The organism is Streptomyces geranii (assembly GCF_002954775.1).
Taxonomy (GTDB): domain Bacteria; phylum Actinomycetota; class Actinomycetes; order Streptomycetales; family Streptomycetaceae; genus Streptomyces; species Streptomyces geranii.
The window spans coordinates 39,486-64,051 of the sequence record NZ_PJME01000011.1 but is presented as its reverse complement, the minus strand read 5'-3'; the positions used below and the strand labels follow the sequence as shown (position 1 = coordinate 64,051).

General features: G+C 71.1%; 26 protein-coding genes. 16 read left to right on the top strand and 10 right to left on the bottom strand.

Translation table 11 applies throughout. The features are described 5' to 3' along the window. The first annotated feature begins 138 nt into the window (after positions 1-138). Complete coding sequence (locus tag CW359_RS17550) at positions 139-2,253, top strand: AfsR/SARP family transcriptional regulator (protein WP_105970895.1); 2,115 nt, start codon at positions 139-141, stop codon at positions 2,251-2,253. A gap of 6 nt (positions 2,254-2,259) precedes the next feature. Here the strand turns inward: CW359_RS17550 and CW359_RS17545 are convergent, their stop codons facing one another. Together CW359_RS17545 and CW359_RS17540 are read right to left on the bottom strand one after the other, a co-directional pair. Then, entirely contained in the window at positions 2,260-3,999 is a 1,740-nt protein-coding gene (locus tag CW359_RS17545; RefSeq protein ID WP_105970894.1) for a bifunctional 3'-5' exonuclease/DNA polymerase, read from the bottom strand. Positions 4,000-4,047: 48 nt separating this feature from the next. After that, positions 4,048-4,794 (bottom strand): Clp protease N-terminal domain-containing protein, encoded by a 747-nt coding sequence (locus CW359_RS17540; RefSeq protein ID WP_105970893.1) that lies wholly within the window; start codon positions 4,792-4,794, stop codon positions 4,048-4,050. A 92-nt stretch (positions 4,795-4,886) separates the two neighbouring features. Between CW359_RS17540 and CW359_RS17535 the strand changes: the two genes are divergently transcribed. Then, the gene (locus tag CW359_RS17535) at positions 4,887-6,077 is read left to right on the top strand and encodes a DUF2786 domain-containing protein (RefSeq protein ID WP_105970892.1); all 1,191 of its coding nucleotides are present in this window, start codon (positions 4,887-4,889) and stop codon (positions 6,075-6,077) included. Between the two features lie 75 nt (positions 6,078-6,152). Here the strand turns inward: CW359_RS17535 and CW359_RS17530 are convergent, their stop codons facing one another. From CW359_RS17530 to rpmB, 3 genes are read right to left on the bottom strand one after another with little or no spacing between them, the layout of a single operon-like run. Continuing rightward, the gene (locus CW359_RS17530; protein WP_105970991.1) at positions 6,153-6,686 is read right to left on the bottom strand and encodes a hypothetical protein; all 534 of its coding nucleotides are present in this window, start codon (positions 6,684-6,686) and stop codon (positions 6,153-6,155) included. A 57-nt stretch (positions 6,687-6,743) separates the two neighbouring features. Then, on the bottom strand, positions 6,744-7,049 hold the full coding sequence (rpsN, locus tag CW359_RS17525) for a 30S ribosomal protein S14 (RefSeq protein WP_105970891.1): 306 nt from the start codon (positions 7,047-7,049) through the stop codon (positions 6,744-6,746). Between the two features lie 60 nt (positions 7,050-7,109). Beyond that, positions 7,110-7,346, bottom strand: coding sequence for a 50S ribosomal protein L28 (gene rpmB / locus CW359_RS17520; RefSeq protein WP_105970890.1), 237 nt, complete (start codon positions 7,344-7,346; stop codon positions 7,110-7,112). Positions 7,347-7,407: 61 nt separating this feature from the next. Here rpmB and rpmG point away from each other — a divergent pair, with 61 nt between their 5' ends. The 5 genes from rpmG (at position 7,408) to CW359_RS17495 (ending at position 9,965) form a co-directional block, all read left to right on the top strand. Next, the gene (rpmG, locus tag CW359_RS17515) at positions 7,408-7,572 is read left to right on the top strand and encodes a 50S ribosomal protein L33 (RefSeq protein ID WP_046260352.1); all 165 of its coding nucleotides are present in this window, start codon (positions 7,408-7,410) and stop codon (positions 7,570-7,572) included. A gap of 9 nt (positions 7,573-7,581) precedes the next feature. Continuing rightward, positions 7,582-7,830 (top strand): type B 50S ribosomal protein L31, encoded by a 249-nt coding sequence (locus tag CW359_RS17510; RefSeq protein ID WP_105970889.1) that lies wholly within the window; start codon positions 7,582-7,584, stop codon positions 7,828-7,830. A 16-nt stretch (positions 7,831-7,846) separates the two neighbouring features. Continuing rightward, on the top strand, positions 7,847-9,160 hold the full coding sequence (locus tag CW359_RS17505) for a CobW family GTP-binding protein (protein WP_105970990.1): 1,314 nt from the start codon (positions 7,847-7,849) through the stop codon (positions 9,158-9,160). A 6-nt stretch (positions 9,161-9,166) separates the two neighbouring features. Next, positions 9,167-9,400, top strand: a complete 234-nt coding sequence (gene rpsR, locus CW359_RS17500) for a 30S ribosomal protein S18 (RefSeq protein ID WP_105970888.1) — start codon at positions 9,167-9,169, stop codon at positions 9,398-9,400. A 280-nt stretch (positions 9,401-9,680) separates the two neighbouring features. After that, positions 9,681-9,965, top strand: coding sequence for a DUF397 domain-containing protein (locus tag CW359_RS17495; RefSeq protein ID WP_105970887.1), 285 nt, complete (start codon positions 9,681-9,683; stop codon positions 9,963-9,965). Positions 9,966-10,053: 88 nt separating this feature from the next. On the opposite strand, the gene CW359_RS17490 is transcribed toward CW359_RS17495, so the two are convergent. Continuing rightward, on the bottom strand, positions 10,054-10,545 hold the full coding sequence (locus CW359_RS17490) for an ATP-binding protein (protein ID WP_105970886.1): 492 nt from the start codon (positions 10,543-10,545) through the stop codon (positions 10,054-10,056). 367 nt (positions 10,546-10,912) lie between these two features. Between CW359_RS17490 and CW359_RS17485 the strand changes: the two genes are divergently transcribed. The 6 genes from CW359_RS17485 (at position 10,913) to CW359_RS17460 (ending at position 16,504) form a co-directional block, all read left to right on the top strand. After that, positions 10,913-11,737, top strand: a complete 825-nt coding sequence (locus tag CW359_RS17485) for a helix-turn-helix domain-containing protein (protein ID WP_105970989.1) — start codon at positions 10,913-10,915, stop codon at positions 11,735-11,737. Positions 11,738-11,853: 116 nt separating this feature from the next. Beyond that, on the top strand, positions 11,854-13,323 hold the full coding sequence (locus CW359_RS17480) for an aldehyde dehydrogenase family protein (protein ID WP_105970885.1): 1,470 nt from the start codon (positions 11,854-11,856) through the stop codon (positions 13,321-13,323). A 133-nt stretch (positions 13,324-13,456) separates the two neighbouring features. Then, entirely contained in the window at positions 13,457-14,005 is a 549-nt protein-coding gene (locus tag CW359_RS17475; protein ID WP_105970884.1) for a DinB family protein, read from the top strand. A 24-nt stretch (positions 14,006-14,029) separates the two neighbouring features. Beyond that, positions 14,030-14,671 (top strand): PadR family transcriptional regulator, encoded by a 642-nt coding sequence (locus CW359_RS17470; protein ID WP_105970883.1) that lies wholly within the window; start codon positions 14,030-14,032, stop codon positions 14,669-14,671. A 73-nt stretch (positions 14,672-14,744) separates the two neighbouring features. After that, on the top strand, positions 14,745-15,701 hold the full coding sequence (locus CW359_RS17465; RefSeq protein WP_105970882.1) for an ATP-binding cassette domain-containing protein: 957 nt from the start codon (positions 14,745-14,747) through the stop codon (positions 15,699-15,701). 74 nt (positions 15,702-15,775) lie between these two features. Next, on the top strand, positions 15,776-16,504 hold the full coding sequence (locus CW359_RS17460) for an ABC transporter permease (RefSeq protein WP_105970988.1): 729 nt from the start codon (positions 15,776-15,778) through the stop codon (positions 16,502-16,504). 30 nt (positions 16,505-16,534) lie between these two features. Here CW359_RS17460 and CW359_RS17455 read toward each other — a convergent pair whose 3' ends face one another. Beyond that, complete coding sequence (locus CW359_RS17455; RefSeq protein WP_105970881.1) at positions 16,535-17,962, bottom strand: glutamate decarboxylase; 1,428 nt, start codon at positions 17,960-17,962, stop codon at positions 16,535-16,537. 88 nt (positions 17,963-18,050) lie between these two features. Here CW359_RS17455 and CW359_RS17450 point away from each other — a divergent pair, with 88 nt between their 5' ends. Continuing rightward, positions 18,051-18,812 (top strand): MerR family transcriptional regulator, encoded by a 762-nt coding sequence (locus CW359_RS17450; protein ID WP_105970880.1) that lies wholly within the window; start codon positions 18,051-18,053, stop codon positions 18,810-18,812. 48 nt (positions 18,813-18,860) lie between these two features. Here CW359_RS17450 and CW359_RS17445 read toward each other — a convergent pair whose 3' ends face one another. After that, entirely contained in the window at positions 18,861-19,226 is a 366-nt protein-coding gene (locus tag CW359_RS17445) for a YbjQ family protein (protein WP_105970879.1), read from the bottom strand. Positions 19,227-19,374: 148 nt separating this feature from the next. On the opposite strand from CW359_RS17445, the gene CW359_RS17440 reads away from it, so the two are divergent. Next, complete coding sequence (locus CW359_RS17440; RefSeq protein ID WP_105970878.1) at positions 19,375-20,229, top strand: DedA family protein; 855 nt, start codon at positions 19,375-19,377, stop codon at positions 20,227-20,229. Positions 20,230-20,355: 126 nt separating this feature from the next. On the opposite strand, the gene CW359_RS17435 is transcribed toward CW359_RS17440, so the two are convergent. Then, entirely contained in the window at positions 20,356-22,029 is a 1,674-nt protein-coding gene (locus CW359_RS17435) for a threonine/serine exporter family protein (RefSeq protein WP_105970877.1), read from the bottom strand. A 112-nt stretch (positions 22,030-22,141) separates the two neighbouring features. Further along, the gene (locus tag CW359_RS17430) at positions 22,142-22,633 is read right to left on the bottom strand and encodes an inorganic diphosphatase (RefSeq protein ID WP_053746895.1); all 492 of its coding nucleotides are present in this window, start codon (positions 22,631-22,633) and stop codon (positions 22,142-22,144) included. A gap of 80 nt (positions 22,634-22,713) precedes the next feature. On the opposite strand from CW359_RS17430, the gene dacB reads away from it, so the two are divergent. After that, the gene (dacB, locus tag CW359_RS17425) at positions 22,714-24,411 is read left to right on the top strand and encodes a D-alanyl-D-alanine carboxypeptidase/D-alanyl-D-alanine endopeptidase (RefSeq protein WP_105970876.1); all 1,698 of its coding nucleotides are present in this window, start codon (positions 22,714-22,716) and stop codon (positions 24,409-24,411) included. Positions 24,412-24,566 lie beyond the last annotated feature (155 nt).

The following is a 24,566-nucleotide window of genomic DNA, read 5'->3' as shown; positions in this document are numbered from 1 at the left end:
CGGCGACACTCCCCCGAGCTGCGCGTTCCACGCGCGCACCCTCGGACCGGCTCCGTTGAGGTGATCACATCAGGCCACGCCAACAAATCGCTAACATGTAAGTTCGGTGAGCGGACGAGATGGCGGTGGGGCGAGAACATGCGGTGCGGTCTGCGGTTCGGACTGCTGGGCGTGCCCGTCCTTTACGACGCCGAGATCCCCAACGCCCGTACGGGCAACGGAATCCGGCCGAACCCGGCCACTCCACCCGTTCAGCGGATAGGCAGCGGCAAGGTACGGACCCTGCTCGCAGCCCTGCTTCTGGAGCCCGGCAGGGTCGTCCCGGTCGAGACCCTGAAGGACGCGCTGTGGGGCGGGGCACCGCCGGCTTCGGCCCAGGCCTCGCTGCACAACCACGTCGCCCGCCTGCGCCGCCTCCTCGACGACCCGTCCCGCCTGCGCGCGGTATCGCCCGGCTATCTACTGCGGGTGGGCCCGGGCGAGTTGGACGTCCACGTCTTCCAGGCCCACGTCGAACGGGCCCGCGCGGCGCACGCCAACCAGGACTGGCGCCGGCTCCTGGACGAGTGCGCGTCGGCCCTCGCCCTGTGGCGCGGCACACCCCTGACGGGCCTCCCGCCCGAGACCGTCGGCTACGCGTTCACCGAACGCCTGACGGAGGCTCACCGCCTCCTCCTGGAATGGAAGTACGACGCCGAACTGCACGCGGGCGGCCCCCGCCTGGCGGCCCTGATCCCCGAGCTGACGGCCCTGACGGCCGAACACCCCCTGCGCGAGTCCTACCACCGCCAACTCATGCTCGCCCTCCACCGCACGGACCGCCGAGCCGAATCCCTCGCCGTCCACCGAGACCTCCGCAACCGCCTCCTGGACGAACTGGGCGTGGAACCGGGGGAGGCGGTACGGGCGGCACATATGGAGGTGCTGCGGGGGACAGGGGGTTCGCAGGTACCAGAGGTGAGCGAGGTACCGCAGGCACCGGACGCGCCAGGACTTCAGGGCGCCGCCACGACGCCCGCCGCCGACCTCCCGGCTCCTTACGTCCCCGCACAACCGACGTCGGGCTCCACCCCGAGGCCGACGCCCACCCGGCCACCACGAACACCCGCACCGGCGTCTGCACCCATACCGGTGCCACCCGCACCCCCCGTCCCCCGCCCGGCCCAACTCCCCCCACCCCCACCGCACTTCACCGGCCGAGCCCAGGTCGCCAAAACCCTCAGCCGCACCCTCCTCCCGGAAGGACCCGCGCCCGAGGCGACCCCACCCGTCACCCCCGTGGCCGTGATCCACGGCATGCCCGGCATCGGCAAGAGCGCCCTCGCACTGCACGTCGCCCACACCCTCCGGCACCGCTTCCCGGACGGCCAGCTCTACGTCGACCTGCACGGCACCCCGACTTCGCCCGGCACCCCCACTTCACCCGGCACCGCCTCCGCGACCGCCGCCACACCCCCGCTCACCCCCACCCAGGCCCTCACCGCCCTCCTCCGCGACCTCGGCGTCGAGCCACCCCGCATCCCCGAACACCCCGACGCCGCAGCCGCGTTACTCCGCTCCCTCCTCGCCCCGACCCGCACACTGCTGGTCCTGGACGACGCCGAACGCGCCGCGCAGGTACGGCCGTTGCTCCCGGCGGGCCCCGGCTGCGCCGTGATCGTCACCGGCCGCTCCCCGCTGACCGCCCTCGACGGCGCCCGCCGCTTCCCCCTCACCCCCCTGACCGGCGCCGAGAGCGCCGAGCTGCTGCGGGCGGTCTCCGGACGGGACGGTCTCGACGCCGGCCACCCTCTCGTCGAACTCACCGCCCGCCTCCCGCTCGCCCTGCGCGTGGTCGCCGCCCGGCTCGCCGCCCGGCGGGCCCTCACCCCGGACGTGCTCGCCGCTCAACTGGCCGCAGGGGAGAGCAGGTTGCCGTATCTGGAGCACGACGACCTCAGCGTCCGCCGCTCCCTGGCCGGCGCCCACGACGCCCTGCGCACCTCCGCCCACGAGACCGACCGCGACGCCGCTCTCGCCCTGCGCCGTATCGGCACCCTCGACCTCCCCACGTACGACATCCCGCTCCTCGCCCGTCTCACCGCGACCGACGAACACCGCGCGGAGGCGGCCCTGAACCGTCTCGTCTCGGCGGCCCTCCTGGAGGAGGCGGCGTACGGCCACTACGCGCCCCACGACCTGGTCCGCGACCTCGCCCGCGAACTGGCGGCGGCCGAGGCGTCGAGCGCGGGCACCGGCGCCCGCCAGGGTTGACGCGCGTCACTTGGCGTCGGCATAGCACTCCACCACCGCCGTACTGAACGGAAACCGCACCGGCGTCCGGCCGAACGTCAGCCGTCCCGCCAGCTCCGCCGCCTCCCGGATCGCCGCCACGACCGTCTCCGCCTCCTCCTCCGGGCAGTGCACGATCACCTCGTCGTGCTGGAAGAAGACCAGCTCGGCCGCCATCCCGGCGCAGGTCCGGCGCAGCGCGGCGAGCAGCAGCAGCGTCCAGTCGGCGGCGCTCCCCTGGACGACGAAGTTGCGCGCGAAGCGCCCCCGGGCACGGGAGTTGGAGGAGGCGTACCCCGGCACCCACTCCTGTGTCCCCGACCCCGCCCCAGCGCCCGTCCCGCCCTGGTCGGTGCCCTCGTCCTCGGAGAGCGGGATGCCGGCCTCCTCCACCGAGTCGTCGCCGACCCGGACGGCCGGGGGACACGTACGCCCCAGCCACGTCCGCACGAGCCGCCCCTCCTCTCCCGCGCGGGCGGCCTCGTCGACGTACGCCACCGCCTTCGGGAACCGGCGCCGGAGCGCGGCGAGGTTCTTGAGGCCGTCCCCGGAGGTCTGGCCGTACACCGCGCCCAGCACCGCGAGCTTGGCCTGCTCGCGGTTGCCGGAGAAGGCCCGCTCGGAGACCGACTGGTACAGGTCCGTCTCCCGCCCGGCGACCTCCATCAGCCCGGGGTCGCGCGAGATGGCGGCCAGCACCCGCGGCTCCATCTGGTCGGCGTCGGCGACCACGAGCCGCCATCCCGGGTCGGCGACCACGGCCCGCCGGATCACCTTGGGGATCTGCAGCCCGCCCCCGCCGTTGGTGACCCAGCGCCCGGTGACCGTCCCGCCCGCGAGGAACTCGGGCCGGAACCGCCCGTCCCGCACCCAGTCCTGCAGCCAGGACCACCCATGGGCGACCCAGATCCGGTACAGCTTCTTGTACTCGACAAGAGGCTTCACCGCAGGATGATCAATCCCCTCGATCTCCCATCTCCGGGTGGACCGCACCTTGATCCCGGCCTGCGCGAAGGCCTTGACGACATCGGCGGGCAGATCGGGCCGCACCCGCCGCCCGAACGCCGCCGACACCTCGTCCGCCAGCTCGGCGAGCCGCCGGGGCTCGCCCCCGCCCGCGTACCGCTCGCCGAGCAGTTCGTGGAGCAGGTCCCGGTGGACGTCCGCGCGCCACGGCAGTCCCGCCGCGTTCATCTCGGCGGCCACCAGCATCCCGGCCGACTCGGCGGCCGTCAGCAGCCGCATCCGCTCCGGGTGCGCGGTCGCGTCGTGCCGCCGCAACTGGTCGGCGTACACCTCCAGCAGGTCCGCGAGCGGCAGGCGGACACTCTGCGGTTCGAAGAGCGGCGACTGCGCGCCGGGCTCGGCGGCCCGCTGCGGCGGATCCGGCGGTACGGGACCGCCGCGCAGCCGGGCCAGGGCCGCCGCCGCGGACCGGGGCTCGCCGAGCCGGCCCTCGTGGCCGAGCAGCAGCGTCTCGGCGTCCTCGATGTCGTAGCACCGCTCGACTCGCACCCCCGTGGCGAGCAGTCGCGGATAGACCTCGGCGGTGGACCGCCACACCCACCGGCCGACCTCCGGCCGGTCACGGACGGCGGCGCCGAGATCCGGCTCCCGCCGCACCGGCCCGGCGGGCAGCCCGTCCGGACCGAGGGGGGCGATCTCCACGCCGCCGTCCTCGGCCGGAGCGAGAGCCCACCGCTCGGTGCCGTCCGCCGTCCCTGCCATGTCCGAGAGTGTGGCAGCAGGGTCTGACAACGCCTGTGACCAGCGCGTTCAGCCCGTCTGCTCGCCCTTGCTCTCGAACTCCACCTTGATCTTGGCGAGGGCCGCGACGACGTACTCCTCCGTCGCGGCCTTGGTGAGCCCGAGGCCGGAGAGGACGCCTTCGCCGTTCTCGAACTCCAGCAGGGCGAGCAGGATGTGCTCGGTTCCGACGTAGTTGTGGCCCAGGCGCAGGGCCTCGCGGAAGGTGAGTTCGAGGGATTTCTTCGCGTTGGCGTCGAAGGGGATGAGGGCGGGGTCGTTCTCACCACGCGGCGGGAGACCGGCGCTCGCGGCCTCGCGCACGCTGTCCAGGGAGACGCCCTGCGCGGTGATCGCCTTCGCCCCGACGCTCTCCGGGTCGGCGAGGAGGCCGAGGACCAGGTGCTCGGTGCGGATCTGGTCGTTGCCGGCCGCCTTGGCCCCTTCCTGGGACTGGACCACCACGTTCCTGGCCCGTGGTGTGAAGCGGCTGAAGCCCTGGCTCGGGTCGAGGTCCGACTCGCCCTTCGGCACGAACCGCTTCTGCGCGGCCTGCCGGGTGACGCCCATGCTCCGGCCGATGTCGGTCCAGGAGGCCCCGGAACGCCGGGCCTGGTCGACGAAGTGCCCGATCAGATGATCCGCCACCTCCCCGAGGTGATCGGCGGCGAGCACCGCGTCCTGGAGCTGGTCGAGTGCGTCGGTGTGGACTTTCTTGATGGCCTCGATGAGGTCGTCGAGGCGTACGGAGGCCCGGACGGGCTCGTTCGTCGTCATGTGTCAACCCTAGGTTGGCAGTCGAGGGGGTGTCAACCCGTAGTTGACAGTGAGGGCGACGGCGGGTGCGGCGGCCATGAAACGATCGAAGGGTGACCAGCAGCACGCCCCACCCGCCCGGCACCGTCGAGGAAGCCTTCAAGGCGGCCCTGTACGCCGACACGGACACGGCCCTCGACACGGGCGCGTCCCTGCTCGCCGCCGACCCGACGGCGGACACCGAACTCGCCCGGCGAGGCGAGGAGTTCGTGGCCTCGGCCTGGCGCCGGGGCTGGCAGCCGGCCGACGTCGTACGCCTGGTACGGCGCGAACTGGACGAGGCACACGTGCGCGTGGTGTCGGCGCTGATCCTCACCCAGGCACCGAACGACCGCGCCAGGGGCGCCCGCTGGACGGCCCAACTGACGGACCTGAGCGCGGCGGAAGCACCCCCCGCGCGCGGGGACCGCTTCACACACGCGACGACGACCCTGGAGCTGTACCGCCTGCTGCTGAGGCTGCCGACGCTGGAACCCCTGGACCCCGTGGACGACCAGCGACCGCCGAAGGCGAAGGCGGGATCGAAGGCGGGGTCGAAATCGGACGCCCGCCCGGAGTCACGCGTACTGCCGCGCATCCGCGCGCTGCTGGCGAAGGCGGAGGCGACCGGGTTCCCGGAGGAGGCGGAGGCGCTGAGCGCGAAGGCCCAGGAGTTGATGGCCAGGCACAGCATCGACGAGGCCCTCCTCGCGGCGGGAGCCCCGTCCCCCGACGCCCCGCGCGCGTGCCGCCTGGGCGTGGACGCGCCCTACGAGGAGTCGAAGGCGGCGCTGCTGCACGCGGTGGCGGAGGCGAACCGCTGCAGGGCGGTGTGGAACGAGGCGCTGGGCTTCTCGACGGTGGTGGGCTTCGACCCGGACCTGGAGACGGTGGAGCTGCTGTACACCTCGCTGCTGGTGCAGGCGACGACGGCGATGACAAAGGCGGAGGCGGTGCAACGGGCGGCCGGCCGCAAACGCACGAAGACCTTCCGCCAGTCCTTCATGGCGGCCTACGCCCACAACATGGGGGAGCGCCTGACGGCAACGGCGGCAGCGCAGACGCCGACGCCGGGCGATTCGGAGTCCCTGCTCCCGATCCTGGCAACCCGGGACGTGGCGGTGACGGCCCACCTGACCCACCTGTTCCCCACGACAACGACAACCCGCCTGCGCGCGATAACGGACGAGGCGGGCTGGGAGGAGGGCACAGCGGCGGCAACCCGAGCGAGGGTGCACCGGGGGCCTCGGTTGCCGGGGGTGTAGGCACGGGGTTCGGCTGCGGGCCCGGTGGGGGCTGGTCGCGCAGTTCCTCGCGCCCCTAAAGGCACTGCCCGACCCTCAGGAGCCCAGCCCCGCCGTGGGCAACCCCGACGGAAGCTGTCCGCCCTCCGCCTTCGTGTACGTCTCCGTGCCGAGGCTGCTCGACCACGTCACCTTCATCGACGTCCCGTCGACGGAGCCGACCATCCCCGTGGCCCGGTCGCCGTTGCCGTCCGAGCACTTGAGGTAGATCATCTCCATCCCCGCCTGCTTGCCCGCCGTACCACTGCACACGGTCCCCCCGGTGGCGAACAACCCGGCCTTGGTCCCGTTGATCACCAGCGCCACGGCCTTGCCCTTGCTGGTGGTCAGCCAACTGCCCACCAGCGCACTGTCCACCTCCGTGGTCCCCCCGTTCCCGGAGTCCGTACCCGACGAGGGCGAGGATGTGGACGACGGCGCGGTCGAGGAGCCCGTGCCCGGAGTCTTCGACCCCTCGTCGGATCCCCCGTCACCACTGCACCCGGCCAGCAGCACCACCCCGGCCACCCCGGCCACCGAGGCCGCACCAACCCTGCGCACCAGCACGCGCGTGTACGACGCCGAAGTCACCGAAGTCACCGGGAAGCTCCCAACCAGTAGCCGCTACGACCCTAAGACCGCAGCAAGCTACCAGGACGACTTTCGAACACCTGGCAGGAACCCCGCATGCGCCTGTGACCGCAGGCTCACCCGCGACAGCCCGAACGTCCGGAAGTACCCACGGGGCCGCCCGTCCACCTGATCCCGGTTGCGCACGCGCGTGGCGCTCGCGTCCCGGGGCTGCCGTTCCAGCTCGCGCCGCGCGGACGCCCGCTCCGCCTCCGTAGACCCCGGCCGCCGGATGATCTCCTTCAGCTCGGCTCGCCGTACCGCGTACCGCGCGACGATCTCCTGCCGCTTGTCGTTCTTCGCGATCTTGCTCTTCTTCGCCATGACGTCAATCCCTCCTGGGCTCTCGCCCCTTGTCCCTCTTGGGCCCTCGGCCCTTGCCTCTCAGACCCTGACCCCACGCGCCCGGATCCGGGCCACCGCCGCCTCCACCCCGATCGTGTCGACGGTCTTGATCCCCTTCGTGCTCAGCCGCAGCCGCACATGCCTGCCCTCGCTCGGCAGCCAGTACCGCTTCGACTGGATGTTCGGGTTGAAACGACGCGACGTACGCCGGTGGGAGTGGCTGATGTTGTTGCCGAAGCCCGGCTGGGCGCCGGACAGCATGCAGTGGGCGGACAAGGTGACGCACCTCTCTCGGTCAGGTTATGCAAATGGAAGTCGTTTTCAGTAAGATACCAGCATGGCTCGCAACGAACTCCGGCCGGTCATCAAGCTCCGGTCCACGGCCGGGACCGGCTTCACCTACGTCACCCGCAAGAACCGCCGCAACGACCCGGACCGTATGACCCTGCGCAAGTACGACCCGGTCGCCCGCCGTCACGTCGACTTCCGAGAGGAGCGCTGATCAGCCGCCATGCGTAAGGGAATCCACCCCGCGTACGGACCCGTCGTCTTCCGCGACCGGGCCGCGAACCACGCCTTCCTCACCCAGTCCACGATGACCAGCGAGAAGACGGTCGACTGGGAGGACGGCAACACCTACCCCGTCGTCGACGTCGAGATCTCGAACATCAGCCACCCCTTCTACACCGGCACGGCCCGCGTCCTGGACACGGCCGGCCGCGTGGAGCGCTTCGAGCGCCGGTACGGCAAGAAGGGCTGAGGGACCGAACGTGCAGGTGCACAAGCATGAGCATGGGCAAGAAGGGCCCTCCGGGGCCCGCGAACTCTCCGTGGCGATCGTCGGCGGACTCCACGCCGATGCCCGTAAGGCAGCCGTCGCCCAGCTGCTCGCCGACGTGCCAGGCAGCGTCGTACTCCACCACGACCTCGCCACGGCCGTGGCCGGCACGGTCGTGCGGACGGTCAGCGACGCCACCGGCATCCTCTCGGCGGGAGAGGCGCCGCTGGTCAACGACTGCGCGTGCTGTGCCCTGCGCGAGGATCTCGTCCCGGAGCTGCGGCGGCTCGCGGACGCCGGCCTGACCCGGCTGGCGGTCGTCGAGTTGTGGGACTCCGTCGAGCCCAAGGCGATGGCCGAGGTGGTGACGGCCGGCGGCCTCACGGTCACCGGCGTCATCACCGCCGTCGACCCGGCACTGCTGCTGCCGTACCTCGGCAACGGCGACGACCTGGCCGAACGCGGCCTCGCCGCCGCGGCCACCGACCAGCGCACCGTCGCCGACACCTTCGCCCGTCAGCTGGAGTACGCCACGGTCCTCGCCCTCGTCGACTCCCCGGAGGCCGACGACGAGGACCGCGAACTGCTCGCCCAGCTCCACCCGACAGCCCGTCAAGTCCCTGTTACGGGCGGCCACCCAGGGGGCTTGGCGGGCCCCGCACCTGCAGCTGCACCCGCAGACGCAGGTGAAGGCACAGACGCAGACGCGGTCCCGGGGCGGGATCGGGAACCGGCATCGCCGACCCCTGCCCCTACCCCGACCCCTGCGCCGCTCTCTCCGCTCGCCTCCGCCGCCCTCGCCGGCTTCGACGTCGAAGCCGCCGCCGCGGCCCAGCACCCGGCCTGTGCCCTGCTGCCCGCCGAGGCCGACGCGCACGGTGTGTCCACCCTGGTCTGGCACCGGTGCCGCCCCTTCCACCCCGAGCGGCTGTACGAGGCGCTGGAGGACCTGACCTGCGCCGCCGCGCGCAGCCGGGGCCGGTTCTGGCTCGCCGACCACCCGGACACGCTGCTCCACTGGGACGCGGCCGGCGGCGCCCTGTGCGTGGAGAGCGCGGGCCCCTGGCTCGCCTCCCTCCCGGACGCCGCCTGGGACCTGGTCCCGGCCGTGCGCCGGGCCGCCGCCGCCCTCGACTGGCACCCCGAGCACGGCGACTGCTGCCAGCACCTGGTGTTCACGTCACCCGGCCTCGACCGCGACGGACTCGAACAGCTGCTGGAGTCCTGCCTGCTCACCGACGCCGAGTACGCCGGTGGCCGCACCGCCTGGAAGCGCCTGCCGCCCGCCTTCGACACCCTCCTGGAGGTCTGACCCGCCATGGCCCGCAAGCCCGAACGCAAGCCCCTCAAGGCCCGGCCGAATCCGCTCGACGCGGCCAAGATCACGTACATCGACTACAAGGACACGGATCTGCTGCGGAAGTTCATCTCCGATCGCGGCAAGATCCGCAGCCGCCGGGTCACCCGTGTCTCGGCCCAGCAGCAGCGGATGCTCGCCCGTGCGATCAAGAACGCCCGCGAGATGGCCCTGCTGCCGTACGTGTCCCGGTAGCCGGCGCGCGCCGCAACTCCCGTACCCCCGCCTCCATTTGTCCCAGGAGGTGGGGGTACGGGCGTGCTCCGGGCCGTGCGGGGAACGCGTAGGGGCGCGCGTGCGTCAAGGTGTGTAGCGGCGCGAACACCCCACGTGCACGTGCATCTGCTCGTGCGTCTGCCCATGCATAAGCCCGTGCATACGTCCATGCGTTTGCACGTGAACAGAGCTATGATCCGGTTCAGTTGACCACTGCACCAATGGCCTCACCAGCCAGTGCACCACCAGGGAGCGACCTGTGGACCACGACGTGTACGGCGTTGGCGTAGACGTAGCCGATGAGTCCGGCGTGCACAACGGCATGGCCGCCGCACTGCTGGACGGCGTCGCCGCCTGGCAGAAGAGCCGGCACAGCAACTCGCAGGGTTCCTGCGTGGAGTTCGCGCGGCTGCCCGGCGGCGAGGTGGCGGTGCGCAACTCCCGCTTCCCCGACGGTCCGGCGCTCGTCTACACCCGCGCCGAGATCGAGGCGATGCTGCTCGGCATCAAGGACGGCGAGTTCGACCACCTGATCGCGAGCTGACCGCCCCGAATCCGGAGCAAACGGGGCGCAGTCGCCCCCTCGCGCACGGTGACGCGCGTAGAATCGCGACCCGAGAAAACGCCCCGGCTCACTCCGCGGAGTGCAACCGGAACAGCGCCCAGACCACCTTGCCGCCCAGCGAGCCCGAGAGCGGGTGCCAGCCCCAGCTGTCGCTGAACGAGTCGACCAGGAACAGTCCGCGCCCCGACTCGGCGGAGAAGTCCTCCGAGAACTCCTCGGCCTCGTAGGCCACCGGACTCTCCCGGCTGGGGTCGCGCACCGCGCACACCAGCCGCTCGGTCCAGCGCATCAGGTGCAGCCGTACTGGCGGCTCCTGGGCGGCGGGCGAGAGCGTGGCGTCCTTGGGCAGCGCGTGCCGCAGGGCGTTGGTGACCAGCTCGGAGACGACCAGACAGACGTCGTCGAAGCGGTCGCCCACGTCCCACTGGGCGAGTGTTCTGCGGCTGAACTGCCGTGCCTCGCGCACCGCTTCGAAGCGGGCGGGCAGCGCGCACGAAGCGGCGTTGGACACGGTCGAGGGATCCAGCGGCGGAAGGCCCTGCCTTAACGGCTCGAGCATGGTTGATCCATTCGTCCCCATGCGAGGCACTCCCGGGAGATCGCGGTCGTTGCGAAGCAGACATTGCGTTGCAGCGGTGGCGCGAGACCATGGTTTCCGATGCGTACGGCGGATGCAAGGGCAGATGCACGTGCACGCGCCCCAATTGGACCCTCCCGTACCGCTTCTTGGTCATTTTTTCCGCCAACTTTTCACCTCTGGCCGGTCTTCCCCTTGCCTCTTCCTGTGCGTACGCTCTGACGTCTTCCCATTTGAGTAACCGGACGAGTACTGCTCGGAGTGTTTTAGTGGCAGACTGCGGCCCCTGGAGAGGTTGGGGAGGTTGTCGAACGTGAGCGCGGGAGAGCCGGGATCGGTGGTGCGGCGCATGCTGCTCGGATCGCACCTGAGGCGACTGCGTGAGGCACGGGGGATCACGCGTGAGGCGGCGGGTTACTCGATCCGTGCCTCCGAATCGAAGATCAGTCGTATGGAGCTGGGCCGGGTGAGCTTCAAGACGCGGGACGTCGAGGACCTGCTGACGTTGTACGGCGTGAGTGACGAGGCCGAGCGCAACGCGCTTCTCTCCCTCGCCAGGGAGGCCAACGTCGCGGGCTGGTGGCACAGTTACTCGGACGTCCTGCCGAGCTGGTTCCCCACCTACGTGGGCCTGGAGGGCGCGGCCTCACTGATCCGCGCCTACGAAGTCCAGTTCGTGCACGGCCTGTTGCAGACCGAGGCCTACGCGAGCGCGGTCGTCGGACGCGGGATGCGGGGCGCGAGCCCCGACGACATCGAGCGCCGGGTCGCGCTGCGCCTGGAGCGCCAGAAGCACCTGCTGTCCGACGGCGGTTCGGAGTTCCACGTCGTCCTGGACGAGGCCGCGCTGCGCCGCCCGTACGGCGACCGCGAGGTGATGCGCGGTCAGCTCCAGCATCTGATCGAGGTCTCCGAGCGGCCCAACGTGCGTTTGCAGATCATGCCGTTCGGCTTCGGCGGACACGCGGGCGAGAGCGGCGCGTTCACCATCCTGAGCTTCCCGGAGTCGGACCTGTCCGACGTGATCTTCCTGGAGCAGCTCACCAGCGCGCTGTACCTCGACAAGGCGGAGGACGTCACCCAGTACGAGAAGGCGATGAAGGAACTCCAGCAGGACAGCCCCGGCCCGGCCGAGAGCAGGGACCTGCTGCGGGGCCTGCTGCAACTGTCCTGACGGGGCCTGTCCCCGGAGTCCTCGATTGGTCCCCCAACTCCCTTGGAACGCACGTACGATGACGTGCGATCAGACCGTGATACGGGATTTTCGGGATTGACGGATTGAGGGATCACATGCCAGCGCCTGAGCACTACTTCACCGACCTCGCGCAGCAGTACATAGGCGGTGAGTGGCGCCCGGGCACCGGCTCCTGGGACATCATCGACTTCAATCCGTACGACGGCGAGAAGCTCGCGTCGATCACGATCGCCACGGTGTACGAGGTCGACGAGGCGTACCGTGCGGCAGCCGCGGCCCAGAAGGAATGGGCCGCGACCAGCCCGTACGCCCGTCGCGCGGTCTTCGAGAGAGCCCTGCGCATCATCGAGGACCGGGAGCAGGAGATCGCCGCCGCGATCATCGCCGAACTCGGCGGCACCCACCTCAAGGCCGGCTTCGAACTGCACCTCGCCAAGGAGTTCCTCCGCGAGTCGATCCGCCTGTCGCTGACCCCCGAGGGGCGGATCATCCCCTCGCCGGTCGAGGGCAAGGAGAACCGCGTCTACCGCGTCCCGGTGGGTGTGGTGGGCGTGATCAGCCCCTTCAACTTCCCCTTCCTGCTCTCCCTGAAGTCGGTCGCCCCGGCCCTCGCGCTCGGCAACGGCGTCGTCCTCAAGCCGCACCAGGACACCCCGGTGGTCGGCGGCTCCCTGGTCGCGAAGATCTTCGAGGACGCGGGCCTGCCGCCGGGCCTGCTGAACGTCGTCATCACGGACATAGCCGAGATAGGCGACGCGTTCATCGAGCACCCGATCCCGAAGGTCATCTCCTTCACCGGCTCCGACAAGGTCGGCCGCCACGTCGCGGCCGTCGCCGCGCCCCTGTTCAAGAACGTGGTCCTCGAACTCGGCGGCAACAGCGCCCTGGTGGTCCTGGACGACGCGGACATCGACTACGCGGTCGACGCGGCGGTCTTCAGCCGGTACGTCCATCAGGGCCAGGTCTGCATGGCCGCCAACCGGGTGCTGGTGGACCGCTCGATCGCCGCCGAGTTCACCGAGAAGTTCGTCGCCAAGGTCAAGTCCCTGAAGGTGGGCGACCCGAACGACCCGTCGACGGTCATCGGCCCGGTGATCAACTCGTCCCAGGCGGAGGCCATTTCGGGCGTCGTGCGACGGGCGGTGGAGGACGGCGCGACGGCCCTGCTGCACGGCACGACGACGGACAACCTGGTCGAGCCCTCGGTCCTGACCGACCTGCCCGCCGACTCGCCCCTCCTCCGCCAGGAGATCTTCGGCCCGGTGGCCATCCTCGTCCCCTTCGACGGCGAGGAGGAGGCGGTCCGCCTGGTCAACGACACCCCGTACGGCCTCAGCGGCGCCGTCCACACGGCCGACGTGGAACGCGGTGTCGCCTTCGCCAAGCGGATCGACACGGGCATGTTCCACGTCAACGACGGCACGGTCCACGACGAGCCCCTGGTCGCCTTCGGCGGCGAGAAGTCCTCGGGCATCGGCCGCCTGAACGGCGACGCGACGGTGCAGGCGTTCACGACCCAGAAGTGGATCTCGGTGCAGCACGGGCGGAGCGGCTTCCCCTTCTAGTCCCGGTTCCGGCAGTTCCGGAACTTCTCGCGCGACCCGAGGGCTTTAGGACCGAACCTGTCCTAAAGCCCTCGTAAATTCATCGGTGTCGGGCAGCAAACGCCCGCACGACCCCGATGAAAGGCGGCCGGCCATGGTCACCCACGTCCCCACCGAGGCACCCGGCGACGAGCGCGGAGCACTGCTCGCGTTCATCGAGGAGCAGCGCGGCGGCATCCGGCGGGCCCTGCTCGGGCTGACGGACGAGCAGGCGGCGAGCAAGCCCAGCGCCAGTGAGCTGTCCCTCTCCGGGCTGTTGAAGCATGTCGCCGAGGTCGAGCAGGGCTGGATCGCGCGGGCCAAGGGCGAGCCGCCGGCCGTCCAGCGGGACCAGTCGAACTGGCACGAGAACTTCGTGCTCGTCGAGGGGGAGACGGTCGCCTCGCAGCTCGCGTACTGGGAGAAGGTCGCCGCCGAGACCGAGGCGTTCCTGCGCTCCGTACCGAGCCTCGACGACACCTTCGCGCTGCCGCCGGACCCCTGGTTCCCGCCGGAGGGCCGGGTCTCGATGCGCTGGCTGGGCCTGCACCTGATCCGCGAGACCGCCCGGCACGCGGGCCACGCCGACATCATCCGTGAGTCCCTGGACGGCGCGACCGCCTTCGAGCTGGTGGCCAAGGAGCAGGGCACGAGCTGGGGCTGACGTCAAGGGTCCTACGCTGGCCCCATGTCAGCGATCCGTCTCCTCGTGCTCGGCGCGGTCCGTCAGCACGGGCGGGCCCATGGCTACCAGGTGCGCAACGACCTGGAGTACTGGGGCGCGCACGAGTGGTCCAACGCCAAGCCCGGCTCGATCTACCACGCGCTCAAGCAGATGGCCAAGCAAGGGCTGCTGCACGCGCACGAGATCGCGCCCTCCACGGCCGGCGGCCCGCCGCGCACGGAGTACGAGATCACCGACTGGGGCACCGACGAATACCTGCGCCTGCTGCGCGAGGCCCTGACCTCGTACGACCAGAAGATGGACGTCAAGTCGGCGGCGATCGGCTTCATCGTCGACCTGCCCCGCGCCGAGGCGGTCACCCTCCTCAAGGAACGCACCCGGCGCATCGGCGAGTGGCGGGCCTCCGTCACCGAGCACTACGTCCCCGAGGACGGCCCCGAACAGCTGGGCCACATCGGCGAGATCATGAACCTCTGGATCCACACGGCCGACGCCGAGGCCGAGTGGACCCAGGGTCTGATCGCCCGGATCGAGGGCGGGGCGTACACCTTCGCGGGGGAGGGCGAGCCGTTCGTCGGCGTCCTGGTCGAGGGTGAGGAGAACCCGTACGCGACGGGGGAGAAGCACCCCGGGGACGCTCGCTAATCAAGTTTGACCAATTACTCCGGGCGGGTTACCTTCGACTGGTAATCAAGTTTGACTAGCAAGGGAGTGGTCCGTGGCCGACGCGGCGATCACCGTCGAAGGCGCACACAAGAAGTACGGCGGCACCCAGGCACTGTCCGGACTCGACCTCCTGGTCGCCCGCGGCACGGTGCACGGCGTGCTCGGGCCGAACGGCGCGGGCAAGACGACCCTGGTCCGCATCCTGTCCACCCTGCTGCGACCCGACGGCGGCCGGGTCGAGGTGGCCGGCCACGACGTGCTGACCGAGGCCCGGGAGGTCCGCCTCCGCATCGGCCTGCTCGGCCAGCACGCCGCGCTCGACGAGGAGCTGAGCGGCCGGCAGAACCTGGACATGTTCGGCCGCCTCCACCACCTGGGCGCCCGCCACGCGCGCGTGCGGGCCGACGAACTCCTCGCCCGCTTCGACCTCGCGGACACCGGCCGCAAGGCCGTCCGCCACTACAGCGGCGGAATGCGCCGCCGCCTGGACCTCGCCGCCTCCCTCATCACCGACCCCGAGGTGCTCTTCCTCGACGAACCGACGACCGGTCTCGACCCGCGCGGCCGTACGGAGGTGTGGGCGGCGGTTCGCTCCCTCGTCGGCGGCGGTACGACGGTCCTGCTGACCACCCAGTACCTGGAGGAGGCCGACCAGCTCGCCGACCGCGTCTGTGTCGTCGACCGGGGCCGGGTCGTCGCCGACGGCACCCCGGACGAGCTGAAGGCCGCGACGGGCGGCGACCGCATCGACGTCGTCCTGCGCCACGCGGGCCAACTGGGCGCGGCCGTCGCCCTGTTGCCCGTACCCGCCGAAGGCGTCCGCGTGGACCCCGACCGGCGCCTGCTGAGCGCCCCGGTCACCGACCGCATGGCGGCGCTCTCCGGGGTCGTACGGGCCCTGGAGGCGGCCGGGATCGAGGCCGAGGACGTCGCCCTGCGGCGCCCGACGCTGGACGAGGTCTTCCTGCACCTCACCGGGGACGACGAACGGACGAGGGAGGCCGCGTGACGACGTACGAGACCTACGGGACGGGCCGGGCGACCGGCGGGCCGGGCACGCGCGCGTTGACCGACTGCTGGACGATGACCCGTCGCGAACTCGCCCACTGGGCCCGGCAGCCGGTCCAGGTGCTGGTCGGGCTGGTGTTCCCGGTGATGCTGCTGCTGATGTTCGGCTATCTGGTCGGCGGCGGCCGGGAGGTGAGCGGGAACTACGTCGACTACCTGGTCCCCGGGATGCTCGCGCTCACCATGGCCTTCGGCCTGGAGGGCACGATGCTCGCCGTCACCCAGGACCTCAACAAGGGCGTCATCGACCGCTTCCGCTCGATGCCCATGGCCAACGGCGCGGTCCTGGTCGGCCGTTCGGCCGCCGACATGCTCCAGTCGGCCGTAGGGCTCGCCGTACTGCTCGCGGTGGGGTACGCCATCGGCTGGCGCGCCCACGGGGGCGTGGCGGGCCTCCTGGGGGCCGTGGGCCTGCTCCTGCTGTTCCGCTTCGCCATGCTGTGGATCGGCATCCAACTGGCCCTGGTGGCCGGGAAGCCGGAACTGGTGCAGGCGGTCCAGATCCTGGTCTGGCCGGTCGGCTTCCTCTCCAACGCCTTCGCCACCCCCGGCTCCATGCCCGGCTGGCTGGGCACGGCCGTCCAGTGGAACCCGATGTCCCAGACGGCCACCGCGGTACGCGACCTGTTCGGCAACCCCGGCGGCGAACCGGGCCACATCTGGGCGGCCGTCGCCTGGCCCCTGGCCCTCCTGGCGGTCTTCTTCCCGCTGGCGGTACGGAGGTTCGGCCGCCTGAGCCGTTAACCACGGCAACCGCCCACCAATGGGCGGGTGTCAGTGATGGAAACCGGTGGCCGCGCCCCTGTCGTGGGTCGAGGGGTGCGACTGCCGGCGCAGCTCCGGCAGCAGCCGTTCCAGGTCCTCCACGAACAGCTCGGCGAGGTCCACGGAGAAGCCGTTGCGGCACACGACCCGCAGTACGGACAGGTCCTGCCGGTTCGCCGGGAAGGTGTACGCGGGCACCAGCCAGCCCCGCTCGCGCAGCCGCCGTGAGACGTCGAAGACGTCGTACGCGGTCACGTCCGCGCCGGTCGTGAAGGCGAACACGGGCAGTTCGTCGCCCCGGGTCAGCAGCCGGAAGTCGCCCAGCTCCTCGATCCGCTTCGCCAGCGAGCACGCCACGTCCCGCGTGGACTGCTGCACCGCGCGGTAGCCCTCGCGGCCCAGCCGCAGGAAGGTGTAGTACTGCGCGACGACCTGCGCCCCGGGGCGCGAGAAGTTGAGCGCGAACGTCGGCATGTCGCCGCCCAGGTAGTTGACGCGGAAGACCAGCTCCTCGGGGAGCGCCTCCTTGTCCCGCCACAGCGCCCAGCCGACGCCTGGGTACACCAGCCCGTACTTGTGCCCCGAGGTGTTGATCGAGGCCACGCGCGGCAGCCGGAAGTCCCACACCAGGTCCTCGTCGAGAAAGGGCGCCACCATGGCCCCTGAGGCCCCGTCGACGTGCACCGGGATGTCGAGCCCGGTCCGCTCCTGGAGGGCGTCCAGGGCCCCGCACAGCTCCGCCACGGGCTCGTACGAACCGTCGAAGGTCGACCCGAGGATCCCGACGACCCCGATGGTGTTCTCGTCGCACAGCTCGGCCGCCGCCTGCGGGTCGAGATGGAACCGCTCGCCCTCCATGGGCACCAGCCGCGCCTCCACCTCCCAGAAGTTGCAGAACTTCTCCCAGCAGACCTGCACGTTGACGCCCATGACCAGGTTCGGCCGCACGTCGCGGGCCGGATACCGGTCGGCGTTGCGCGCCGCCCACCGCCGCTTCAGCGCCAGCCCGGCGAGCATGCACGCCTCGCTCGAACCCGTGGTCGAACAGCCCACGGCGGCGGCCGGATCGGGCGCGTTCCACAGATCGGCGAGCATCGCCACACAGCGCCGCTCCAGCTCGGCGGTGCGCGGGTACTCGTCCTTGTCGATCATGTTCTTGTCCCGGCACTCACCCATCAGGACACCGGCCTGCGGCTCCATCCAGGTGGTGACGAAGGTGGCCAGGTTGAGCCGCGAGTTCCCGTCGAGCATCAGCTCGTCGTGCACGACCTGGTACGCCGTCGACGGTGGCAGCGGGGCGTCCGGCAGCCGGTGCGTGGGCGGGGCCTCGGTCATCCCGCCGACCGGATTGGCCTCCCCGTAGAACGGGTTCACGGCGAGCCTGCGCCGGTCGCCTTTGTCGTCAGGTGCTTCGCTGTCCCCGCGGTGCAGTGGCATGCATACGACGGTAGAGCCGGGCCCCGGGGCTTGCACCTCACGTCGGGTGAGGACCCAGTGTGGAACGCGTACCGAGAAGGGAGCGGAAGTGAGCCACTCCGTGGGACAGGTCGCCGGATTCGCCGGCGTCACGGTGCGCACCCTGCACCACTACGACGAGATCGGCCTGCTCGTACCGAGCGAGCGCAGCCACGCGGGCCACCGGCGCTACAGCGACGCCGACCTCGACAGGCTGCAGCAGATCCTGTTCTACCGGGAGCTCGGCTTCCCCCTCGACGAGGTCGCCGCCCTGCTGGACGACCCGGAGGCGGACCCGCGCGCGCAACTGCGCCGCCAGCACGAGCTGCTGACCGTCCGGATCGAACGGCTCCAGAAGATGGCGGCGGCCGTGGAGCACGCCATGGAGGCACGCAGAATGGGCATCAACCTCACGCCCGAGGAGAAGTTCGAGGTCTTCGGGGACAAGGACCCGGAGGCACACGCGGAGGAGGCCGAACGCCGCTGGGGCGGCACGGACACGTACGCGGAGTCGCAGCGCCGCACGGCCTCGTACACCAAGGACGACTGGAAACGCATGCAGGCCGAGGTGGCCTCCTGGGGCGAGCGCTACGACGCCCTGATGGCCGCCGGAGAGCCCCCGACGGGCGAGGCGGCCATGAGCATGGCCGAGGAACACCGGCGGCACATCACCAAGTGGTTCTACGAATGCACGTACGACATCCACCAGGGCCTCGCCGAGATGTACGTCTCCGACGAGCGCTTCAAGGAGTTCTACGACTCCATGCGGCCGGGCCTCGCCGAGCACCTCAGGGAGGCGATCACGGCGAACGCGGCCCGGCACGCCGGATAGCCGCACCTCCTAGAGGCGACCTGGTCCGGGAGCCCGTACCCCGGGGTGCTACTCCCGGACCAGGACGACCGCGGTCCCGTACGCGCACACCTCCGTGCCCACGTCCGCCGCCTCGGTCACGTCGAAGCGGAAGGCGAGCACGCCGTTGGCGCCACGCGCGCGTGCCTGCTCGATGAGCCGTTCCATGGCCTGATTGCGCGTCTCGACCAGAGTCTTCGTCAGCCCCTTCAGCTCGCCGCCGATCATCGACTTCAGCCCGGCCCCGATCTGGCTGCCGAGATGCCGTGACCGCACGGTCAGCCCGAACACCTCACCGATGACCTGCTCGACCCGGTAGCCGGGTGCGTCGTTCGTCGTCACGACCAGAACCTCGGACCCGGGTCCCTGGCCGCCGCCGTACTCTTCGATGCCCATAACCTCACAGGGTGGTCCCAGTCGCCGCACAGCGCACCCCGGAGTGGCGCATGGAAGCTGGTGGAACCTGGAGGGGACCCATAGCGTTGATAGCTTTGCCCCACCCGATTCTCTGCTCATCTCTGCCAAGCCTCAGGAGCCCGGAACAGTGACGATTGCCCTCGGACCGAGCTGGCTGGACCCGGACTATCTGCTGGACCAGTTCGGCATCTGGGGCCTGCTGCTGATCGTGTTCGCCGAGTCCGGCCTGCTCATCGGCTTCTTCCTGCCGGGCGACTCGCTCCTGTTCACCGCGGGCCTGCTGATCACCGCGGGCACCCTGGACTTCCCCCTGTGGGGGGCGGTCGCCCTGATCTGCGTCGCCGCGATCCTCGGCGACCAGGCGGGTTACATGTTCGGCAAGAAGGTGGGACCGTCGCTCTTCAGCCGACCGGACTCCCGCCTCTTCAAACAGGAGAACGTCACCAAGGCACACGAGTTCTTCGAGAAGTACGGCCCGAAGTCCCTGGTCCTGGCCCGCTTCGTGCCCATCGTGCGCACGTTCACGCCGATCATCGCGGGCGTCAGCGGCATGAAGTACCGCTCCTTCGTGACGTACAACGTGATCGGCGGCGTCCTCTGGGGCGCGGGCGTCACCCTGCTCGGCTCCTGGCTCGGCAACATCGACTTCGTGAAGAAGAACATCGAGCCCATCCTGCTGCTGATCGTCTTCATCTCGGTCGTCCCGATCATCATCGAGTTCGCCAGGGCCCGCAGCAAGGCCAAGAAGAACCCGCCCCAGCAGCCCGAACCCCCGGCCCAGCAGCAGTACCAGGCCCCCATGGACGACGCGACGACCCAGCTCCGCCGCATCCCCCCGACCCAGCAGCAGAACGACGACCAGGGCTATGCCCAGCAGTACGCCCAGCAATACCCGTACAACCCGGACTACGGCTACCAGCAGCAGGGCCAGCAGCAGTACCCCCCCTACGGCAACCAGAACAACGGCTACCCGCAAGGCTGACGGTCGGGGCACCCACCTAGGGGCGCGGGGCTGTGACATTTGCGGCTCTGCCGCGTGGGCGCGACAAGCCACAACGCACCTGCACTCGCCGCACAACAGAACCCCCGAGCTCCTAGGCGCCCCCCACTAAAACCCTCGCGTCCGCTTCGCGGCCCGCCGCCCCCCGGCGGAGCCGCTCGGCGCCCTCAGGAACAACCGCGAGATCTCCGACCCCAGATTCACCCCGATCGCGATGGCCATGGCCAGCGCCGCCGCCTTGGACAGCGAGACCAACCCCGCGTCCATGTCGTTCTGCGCGATCGACAACAGCCCGAAGTACGTGGCCGACCCCGGCAGCAGGGGCCCGATCGCCGCGGTGGTGTACGGCAGCGCGGACGCGTACCGGTACCGCGACAGCAGCTGCCCGAACAGCCCCACCAGCCCCGCCGCGACGGCGGTCGACGCCACCGGCGAGAACTCCCCGGTGTCGTGCATCGCGCCGTACACGCTCCACGCGACACCCCCGTTGAGCGTCACGATCAGCACGGTGGATCGTTCCTGCTGGAGCAGGACCGCGAAGGTCAGCGACAGCAGCATGGACGCGCCGATCTGCCACTCGGGCTCGGCGGTGCCCAGCGCGGCGTCCGGGTTGAGTTCCGCGCCCAGCTCCACGCCGAAGTACAGGATCAGCAGCACCCCGACGACGATGCCCACGAAGAGGTACATGACCTCCAGCAGCCGCGCGGACGCGGTGATGTAGAACCCGGTCAGCCCGTCCTGCACGCCCGCCACCAGCGCCCGCCCGGGCAGCAGCGCGAACAGCCCACCGGTGACCACGGCGGACGCCTTCACGTCCACGTCCGCGAGGGTCAGCGCGACCCCTATCGCGGCCGGGGGCATCGCGGCCACGGTGAACTGGTAGAACTCCGGCAGCCCGCGCCCCGCGCACAGCCACGCCAGCCGGTCGCCCAGCATCGCGCCGAGCGCCGCCGCGACGAACACGACGAAGTCGCCGCCGACGAGCACGGAGGCCGCGCCCGCGAGCAGCCCGGCGGCCACGGTGAGCGCCCAGCCGGGGTACGGGTGCCGGTTGCGCCGGATCTCCGCAAGGCGCCCGTAAGCCTCTTCCAGCGAGGTGGCGGTCTCCGAGTCGCTCAGGTCGTCCACGAGCCGGTAGACGGCCGCCAGGCGCGTGTAGTCGGTGCCCCGGCGCCGGACCGTCCGTGACGCCGACACCGGGTCGTCGACGAGCGAGGGCTGGTACGTGATCGACAGGAGGGTGAAGGTGACCGTCGGCTCGCAGCGGTCGAGGCCGTAGGACCGGCAGACGGCGAACATGGCCGCCTCCACGTCCTCGGCGCCCTCGCCACCCGCGAGCAGCAGCTCGCCGATGCGCAGGGTCAGGTCGAGCACGCGCGGGACGGCGGGCCCGCCCTCCTCGGCCGCCTTGGGCACCCGTTCCGGCGCGGGCCGCTCGGCCACCGGCATCCGCAGCATCGTGCGCATCCGGTCCTGCCAGGGCGCGTCCTTGGTGAGACTCACCACAGGGATGCCCATGGGCGGGGTGAACGCGGGTGCGCGGTAGGTGCGCGGGGTGCTGAAGGCGGAGCCCTCGCTGTCACCACCGGGCGGCTGCGGAACGTCCAGCCCGTCCGGCAGGGCGAACTCGGAGGTGGTCTCGGACTCCCCGGCGACGGGCCTCGGCGGCGCCATCCCCTCGGGAAGCGCGAACTCGGAGGTCGTGGACGACTCCCCGTCAGCGCCGCCCGCGAAGATCAGCCTGGCCTCGTCCGACGGCGGCTTGCGGTCCTCGTCCGTCACTCCGTATCGCTCCCTGCGCACGCCCTTTCAGTACGCCTCAGTATGCGCACAGACACACGAACGGGCCGCACGCGCACGCGTGCGGCCCGTCGGGCACAACGGCCGGGCAAGCTCAGTGGCCGCCCTGCTCCTTGAGGCGCTTGTACGACCGCTCGATCTCGGCCTCGGCGTCCGCGCGGCCCACCCAGTTGGCGCCCTCGACGGACTTGCCGGGCTCCAGGTCCTTGTAGACCTCGAAGAAGTGCTGGATCTCCAGCCGGTCGAACTCCGACACGTGGTGGATGTCCCGGAGGTGCTCCACGCGCGGGTCGTGCGCGGGCACGCACAGCAGCTTGTCGTCGCCGCCGGCCTCGTCCGTCATCCGGAACATGCCGATCGCACGGCACTGGATGAGGCAGCCCGGGAAGGTCGGCTCGTCCAGGATGACCAGCGCGTCCAGCGGGTCGCCGTCCTCGCCGAGGGTGTTCTCGACGAAGCCGTAGTCGGCCGGGTAACTGGTCGAGGTGAAGAGGCGACGGTCCAGACGGATCCGACCGGTCTCGTGGTCCACCTCGTACTTGTTCCGTGAACCCTTCGGAATCTCGATCGTGACGTCGAACTCCACCGGTGGCTCCTCCATGATCAGCACATAGTTCTGGTGGTTAAGTGTCCCTCACGCAGGAGTGTGATCGCGAAAGGGGCTGGTTGGTCGTGCCGGAGCTGAGGCCTTGGCGGGCCGCGAGGCCGCGGGTGGCGCGGCTGGCGCGAACCGTACGACCGCGTCTCACCGTGGCCGCGGCCTCGGTGAAACCGCAGCTGGCACGGGCCACGGCCGCCGTACGACCGCGGGTCGCGCGGATCACACAGTCGGTGGCACCGAAGCTCGCGGCCCTGCCGAGGCCGAAGAACCTGAAGGCGCTGACGACCCTCCCGCTGTCCCTGCCGAGGACCGTGCGGACCTGGCAGTACACCGCGGGCGCCGCCACCGCCGGACTGGCGCTGACCGCCGGCGTGGTGACCGCCGCCGGCCCCTGGGACTCCTCCGGTCAGCGTACGGCGGAGCGGGACTGGGCGGCCGTACAGGAGGGATCTGGTGGCACAGATCACGGTCGTAAATCTGATACGTCCGATTCATCCGCTACCTCCGGTACGTCGGCCGGGGCGCCCGCGCCCGCGCCGAGCGCCCCGTCCGTGCTGACCGGGCTCGGCGGTGCCACCGGCACGCTGAAGGCGGCGCCCGCGGGAAGGGCCCTGGCGGCCGTTCTGGACCCGCTTCTGAAGAATCCGGCGCTCGGTACCCGGCGGACCGCCGCGGTCGTCGACGTGGCCACGGGGAAGCGTCTGTACGGCCTCGGGGCGGGCCAGGCGCTCGTCCCCGCCTCGACGACGAAGATCGCCACGGCCGTCGCCGCGCTCTCCGCCCTCGGCGCCGACCACCGCCTCACCACCCGGGCCGCCCTGGAGCCCGACACCAACGAACTCGTCCTGGTCGGCGGCGGCGACCCCACCCTGACGGCCCGTACGGACCCGGAGGGCTGGGCGAGCCTGCGCACCCTGGCCGACTCGACGGCCGCCGCCCTGAAGAAGCGCGGCGTACGCCAGGTGACGCTGTCGTACGACACCACGCTGTACGCCGGCGCCGAACTCCACCCGATCGGGGTCAACGACAACCTCGCCCCGGTCAGCGCCCTGATGACCGACGAGGCCCGCACGGACGGCTCGACGAGCGGACCGGCGCCGCGCCTCACCGACCCGGCGGCGTCCGCGACCCGCGCCTTCGCCGCCCTGCTGGCGAAGCACGGCATCAAGACGACGTCGCCCGGCCCGTCCAAGGCCACGGCCCGCGCGAGCACCCTCGCGCAGGTCTCCTCGCCGCCGCTCTCGGCCCTGGTCGAGCGGATGCTGACGAACAGTGACAACGACCTGGCGGAGGCACTGGCCCGGCAGACCGCGCTGGCGACGAAGACCCGCCCCGACTTCGCGGGCGGCGGCAGGGCGATCCACGCCCAGTTGAAGAAGCTGGGCCTGCCCATGACGGGCGCCCGCTTCGCGGACGGCAGCGGCCTGAACCGCGCCGACCGGCTCACCCCCGCCCTCCTCACGGCCCTCCTGGCCAAGGCCGGCGACCCGTCCCGCCCCGACCTCCGCGCGGCCCTCACCGGCCTCCCGGTGGCCGGCTTCACGGGCACCCTGAGCGCCCGCTACACGGACGGCGCGGCAGGCGTCGTACGCGCGAAGACGGGCACCCTGACGGGCGTCAACGCCCTGGCGGGCACGGTCGTGGACCACGACGGCCGCCTCCTGGCCTTCGCCTTCCTGGCCGCGAACACGACCAGCCCGACAGAGGCCCAGGCGGCGTTGGACCGCACGGCGACGGCACTTGCGGCGTGCGGCTGCGGGTAGCTCCGCTGGATGGACGGTTCCTCGTCCGCGGCCACCGCTGTGGGCAGGCGTTCCGCAGGGCGGAACGGGTGGGCACAGCCTGCAGTGCCGGGTGCCGGACCAGCAGGCCTCACCTCTGCCGACCTCGCCGCCCTGCCCCCGGAGGGCACCGCTCA